The sequence below is a fragment of the Tardiphaga sp. genome (genome assembly GCF_025356345.1).
Classification (GTDB): domain Bacteria; phylum Pseudomonadota; class Alphaproteobacteria; order Rhizobiales; family Xanthobacteraceae; genus Tardiphaga.
The window spans coordinates 1-5425 of sequence record NZ_JANXTC010000101.1; the positions used below are offsets into that span (position 1 = coordinate 1).

Below are 5425 nucleotides of genomic sequence, written 5' to 3' on the forward strand. Positions count from 1 at the left end.
ACCTGCGGCTTGAAGTTGCACATTTCCGGTTGGTGCGGCTCGAACAAGAACACTGGCGGCGCCGAGTAGCTGTATTCTGCCTCCGGCTTGTGGCCCATCGCCTGCGCGATAATGCGGGCCTCCTGGGCGGCGGCGGTCGCCGCGGGATGATCGACGTTGTAGGGATCTTCCAGCGAATGGCTGAGCACAAAACTCGGATTGAGCTCGCGATAAATGTCGATTAGCCGCTCCTTGTGCGCCTCGGTGAGGTGGAGCGGATAGTCGCCGGCGTCGAAGAACTCGATTTCGGCGCCGAGCATGTCGGCGGCGCGTTCCGCTTCGTCACGGCGGCCGGCCTTGACCTTCTCCAGCGTCTGACCGGGCTGCTTCCAGGCGAACTGCGACTCACCGCGCTCACCGAAGGCCATGCAAACGATCTTGACCTTGTAGCCCTTCTTGGCGTGCAGGGCGATCGCGCCGCCAGCTCGCCAGACGAAGTCGCCGGGATGCGCCGTGATCACCAGGCCGGTTTTGGGCTTCATCTTTGCGTCCGACATGGGTTGTCCTTTATTTGGTATCGAACGCGAACAGTCGCGCAGGGTTGTCGACCAGAATTTTCTGCTGCATGTCCGGGTCCGGCGCGAACAGCGGGATCAGATCGACGAGGTCGCCGTCATTGGGCATCGCCTTGACGTTGGGGTGCGGCCAGTCGGTGCCCCAGATCACACGGTCCGGCGCGGTCTCGCAGATCTTTTTCGCGAACGGCACGGCGTCGGTGAAGGGTGGCCCCATCGAGGTGATGCGCTCGCAGCCGGACACCTTGACCCAGCATTTTTCATCGCGCTGCATCAGCTCGATCAGGGTGCGGAACGGCAGCTGGTCGAGTCCATCGGCGGCCTTGACCCGACCCATATGGTCGATGGTGTAGCGCACCGGCAGCCTCGTCAGCATGTCGGCATATTCCGGCAGGTCGATGGCATCGAAATGCAGGTCGACGTGCCAGTTCAGCGGCGCGATCATGTCGATGATCCGTTCGAACACCTTCATGTCCGGCACGCCGCCGAGGTGACGCACGAAATTGAAGCGGCAGCCGCGGAAGCCGCCATCATGCAATTCCTGCAAGCCATGCTCGGTGATCGTGCCGTCGATATTGGCGACCGCGCGAAAACGACCTTCGCTGACCTTGATGGCATCGAGCGCGACCCGGTTGTCGGTGCCATGGACGCTGGCATTGACGATCACCGCGCGGCCGATGCCGAGCACCTGGTGCAGCTTCTGGAAATCCTCCAGCGGCGCGTCGGGCGGGATGTAGGAGCCGACATAGGGATATTTGGCGCCGGGGCCGAAGATGTGGGTGTGCGAATCGCACGCCAGCGGCGGCAGCTTGAATTTGGGGATGCGGGTGTCGGGATCGGGCCCGGGAACGGTTGGTTTGGTCATCATGTCCTGCGGGTACTGATCTGCAATTTTCGTGAACACTTACTGCTTGGGTATGCCGGCCTGTTCGATCACCTTGGTCCATTTGGCGATGTCGTCGACCAGCCGGGCCTTCAAATCTTCCGGCGAACCGGCGCGGGCTTCGATGCCGAGATCGAGCAGCTTCTGCTTGACGTCAGGCATTGCCAGCACGTCGCGCAGACCGGAATTGAGTTTGGCAATGACCTCCGGCGGCGTGCCGGTGGGCGCGAACAGCGCATTCCACGACACCACGTCATATCCCTTGACGCCGCTTTCGGCGACCGTCGCCACCTCCTTGAGAATGACCGAACGCCCCTCCCCCGTGGTCGCCACGGCGGTGATCTTCTGGTCAAGCAACGACGATTTCATGCCGACATAATTGTCGATCATGACATCGATGTCCTTGCGCAGCAGCCCGACGATCACTTCCGGAGTCGCGCGATACGGCACGATCTGGAAATCGACGCCGGCGATGGATTTCAGCAGGGCCGCCGACAGGTTCTGGGTGCTGCCCACATTAATGGTCCCGACATTAAGCTTGCCGGGATTGTCGCGGGCGAATTTGAGCAGGTCGGGCAGCGTCTTGTACGGCGAGTCCGAATTGGTGCCGACCACGAAGTCGAAGAAGCCGATGCTGGAGATCGGCGCAAAATCCTTCACCGGATCAAATGGCAGGCTCTTGAACAACGGTACGCTGACAGCGGTACCGTTGCTGAGCAGCGCCAGCGTGTAGCCATCAGCCGGCGATGACAGCACGGCACGGGCGGCGATGACACCAGCGGCTCCCGGCGAGTTCTCGACGATGAAGCGCTGCCCCATTTTCTCGCCGAGGCTCTCGGTCACAATCCGGATGGTGATGTCGGCCACGCCGCCGGCGGCGAATGGCACCACGACCCGAATCGGCCGTGCCGGATAATTCAATTGCGCCTGCGACGGCGACGCGAGGCCGAGACAGGCCACCATGATGGCCGCGGTCCATGACAGCAGTAATCGCGTCGGCCTGTGGATCGAAACGGTCGGATATCGTGGCGTCATGGATGTCCTGCCCTCGCGGGGCGGCTTGAATGCCCCCCTCCCGGTCCCGGCAGTTAGCCACATCCCATTTATGAAGCAAATGAGAGTTTTCGCATAATCCGCCGTTTGCTTGCATATATCGTTGACGGGTCATGGTCCGGCGACCCGGCCCTGGCTACGCCGATGCGCGGCGCGCAATGACCGCGACCGGACCGCCGCCATCCGGCCCCTGATGCTCGGCGCCGCCCGATACGAACAGCATCGTCGTTCCGACCACGCCGGCCACGACGCCACCCACCAGCGCCCTCGCGTGCCGCGATGAGGCGATGTCGCTGTCATCCAGCATGGTATGCCGCGCGCCCCGGATCAGCCCGGATTCCGAGGCTTCCGCCTTGCACAGCACGGCGCGGAGCCGGCCCTGCGCCTCGGCGCCGAGCGGGTATTGGGCGGGCAGCCCGGCGGCTGCAAGCGCGCGCAACACCGCGCTGGAATCGATCGCGTCCCGCATCACATCGTGCGCCACCACATAGTCGCCGGACCAGTGACGGCTGTTGCCCACCACCAGGATCTGGTTCTCGAGCAATTCGACGCCGGCAGACGTGCTGGCGCGATCCGAATACAGGCTGAGGTCGCGGCACACGACCGCGTCATTGATAGCGGAGCGCGACACTTCCCCCAGCGCGATCGCGACACCGAGCGCGGATGCCCCGCGCGAAAAGGCCATCGACTTCAGCGTATCACCGGTGGCGACGTCATGACCGAGCATCTTCGCTTCCGCGATGCGTGACTTGGTCAGCAGCGGACACTTGACCTGAACGTAGTGGACGTCCAGCGGGTTGTCGATTTGCGCGGCCAGCATGGCCTCGCGCACGGCGTTGGCGGTCGCCTCGATTTGTACCGTGCGGCCGATTTCATGCGGCGCGAAGCGGCGGGTCACGGCGGTACCGAGAGCCAGGGCCGGTTGACCCGGTACTGACTTGCCGCCGCCCTCGACAACCTCGAACACCAGCCAGTGCGGCGATAATCCGCCTTCGGTGCCTCCGGACATCACCATCACGACACGCGCCTCGACGGCCTCGGAGCTTTCGCCGGTCAGGCGCGCAATCAGCGTCTTCAGCGCCGTCGACGCGAAGCCACGCGTAAAATCGTTCACGCACCCATTGCCTTCGGTTTTGCCGAGAATGGCGATAATTCGTCGCGCATCCATGCGACCCGCCGCGATCTCTTGTTCGAGGCCCGATACGTCGTCGGGGGCGCCGGCGGCAATTCTGTGAATTCGCGCTTCCATTTTCATTCGCCCGTTGTTCGATCCGAGAAGTTGGTGGTGATGCCTGCTATGGCAGGGCTTCGAAATAGTTTTGGATCAACCCGATCAGTGCCTGCGCCGGCTTACTGACCGGCAGGCCGCGCTTGACGATGATGCCGACGGTGCGGCTGACGCCGGGATTTCGCAATGGCAACGCCACCAGGCCGGCGGTGCCCTGCGTCGCCACCGCGATATTCGGAACCACCGCGACGCCGAGCTTTTCAAACACCATGCCCACGGCGGTCTGCAGATGCTGCACCTCGTAGCGCCAGTTCAGACTGTCGCGGCGATCGCCCAGCGCATCGTCGATCAGCGCGCGATTACCCGCCTGCGGACTGATCCGGATCAGCGGCGTGTCGGCGAGATGCGACCAGGCCACGAATTTGCGCTCCGCGAAGGCGTGGTCTTTGGTGCACAATAAGACAAAGCGCTCCTTGATCAGCGGGGTGACCGCGAGGTCCCAGATGTTCATGGCGATGATGGTGATGCCAAACTCCGCCTGGCCGGACTGTACCAGCGTCGCGATCTCGCCCGCGGAATTATCGTGGATCTTGATCGAAATCCCGGGATGCGCGGCATTGAACTGCTTCAACACCCGCGGCAAATGATAGGCGGCGATGGTCGGCAGGCATCCCAGCGCGATATGCTGCTGGCGCGCGCGACCCCGCGCCCGCAAAAGGTCGATGGAGTCCGACAGTTCTCCGATCATCCGGCGCGCCGTCGGCAGCAGTTCCTGCCCCGCCGGGGTCAACGCGACCTGCCGCGTGGTGCGGGCAAGCAATTGCAGCCCGAGATCCTGCTCCAGCTTCTTGATCCGGTGGCTGAGCGCGGTCTGCGACAGGTTGAGATGCGCCGCCGCGCGCGAAAAGCTGCCGCGTTCGGCGATGCTCAGAAAAGCCTGCAATCCCGGAAAATCGATACGCATGGGAAATCCAAAGCCGACGGGTAGCAGGGCTACCGCACCACTCCCCGGCGAAGCAAGCCGCGGCCTGTCCGGGCGGCAGGGCGATCACAACCGGCGGCGTGGTTAATAACGGGTAAATTAAGTTTCGCACGCATGCATGGCGCCCAGGTCGGAAAAGTCGCCTTCCCGATAAAGAAAGGCCGATTCAAGCGACCTTCCGCGTCATCCGGAGGGAACGACTGGCCGTGGACTAAAGTACCCATAAATACAACCACTCGAACGGCTTAACCGTTTGTGCAGTCGAACCGGCCATACTTTGATCAGACTTTGGCAAGATACGCGAATTCATAAATGACAGATACGAGCATGGCTGCGTCGTTTGGGCGGATTATTTCGGTGCGCGGCTCATTGGCCCGGGTCGGACTGCTCGCGGTCGGCCAGATGGCGCCGTCCGACATGCGCGGCACCGTCGGCCGCTTTGTCAGTATTCGTTGCTCGACCTCGACCATCATCGCGATGATCACGGAAGTGTCCTGCGAGAACATCCAGACGTCGGACCTCTATATCGCCAGCGCCTCGGTCGATCTGTTGGGCGAAATCATCGGTGGTCCCGAAAAACCCAAATTCCAGCGCGGCGTCACCAACTATCCGACGATCGGCGATACCGTGGACTTGATCACCAACCAGGAACTGCGCACCGTCTATGCGCCAAGCGGCTCGGACCAGATCAATGTCGGCACGCTGCAGCAGGACAAGTCGGTTGT

At 62.6% G+C, this 5425-nt stretch carries 5 protein-coding genes and 1 pseudogene; 1 reads left to right on the forward strand and 5 read right to left on the reverse strand.

Features of this window, described 5'->3' with window-relative positions:
• From Q0S16_RS05720 to Q0S16_RS05740, 5 genes are all read right to left on the reverse strand, one after another.
• On the reverse strand, positions 1-521 hold a 521-nt coding region (locus Q0S16_RS05720), incomplete at its 3' end, for a PIG-L family deacetylase (protein WP_295845997.1).
• A 25-nt stretch (positions 522-546) separates the two neighbouring features.
• Positions 547-1422 carry an amidohydrolase family protein gene (locus Q0S16_RS05725; protein WP_295845998.1) on the reverse strand — a complete coding sequence of 292 codons (876 nt, stop codon included), beginning with the start codon at positions 1420-1422 and terminating at the stop codon, positions 547-549.
• Between the two features lie 36 nt (positions 1423-1458).
• A complete protein-coding gene (locus tag Q0S16_RS05730; protein ID WP_295845991.1) occupies positions 1459-2472 on the reverse strand; it encodes a tripartite tricarboxylate transporter substrate binding protein in 1014 nt (337 codons plus the stop codon).
• 154 nt (positions 2473-2626) lie between these two features.
• Positions 2627-3739, reverse strand: coding sequence for a ring-opening amidohydrolase (locus tag Q0S16_RS05735; protein WP_295845993.1), 1113 nt, complete (start codon positions 3737-3739; stop codon positions 2627-2629).
• Between the two features lie 46 nt (positions 3740-3785).
• Positions 3786-4682, reverse strand: a complete 897-nt coding sequence (locus Q0S16_RS05740; protein ID WP_295845994.1) for a LysR family transcriptional regulator — start codon at positions 4680-4682, stop codon at positions 3786-3788.
• Positions 4683-5027: 345 nt separating this feature from the next.
• Here Q0S16_RS05740 and Q0S16_RS05745 point away from each other — a divergent pair.
• Positions 5028-5425, forward strand: a pseudogene (locus Q0S16_RS05745) (ATPase); the annotation flags it as partial.

Excerpts from the sequence above, each read along its gene's own strand:
- Q0S16_RS05730 (WP_295845991.1), bottom strand. The coding sequence starts at position 2,472 with ATGACGCCACGATATCCGACCGTTTCGATCCACAGGCCGACGCGATTA.
- Q0S16_RS05740 (WP_295845994.1), bottom strand. The coding sequence starts at position 4,682 with ATGCGTATCGATTTTCCGGGATTGCAGGCTTTTCTGAGCATCGCCGAA.
- Q0S16_RS05725 (WP_295845998.1), bottom strand. The coding sequence starts at position 1,422 with ATGATGACCAAACCAACCGTTCCCGGGCCCGATCCCGACACCCGCATC.
- Q0S16_RS05735 (WP_295845993.1), bottom strand. The coding sequence starts at position 3,739 with ATGGAAGCGCGAATTCACAGAATTGCCGCCGGCGCCCCCGACGACGTA.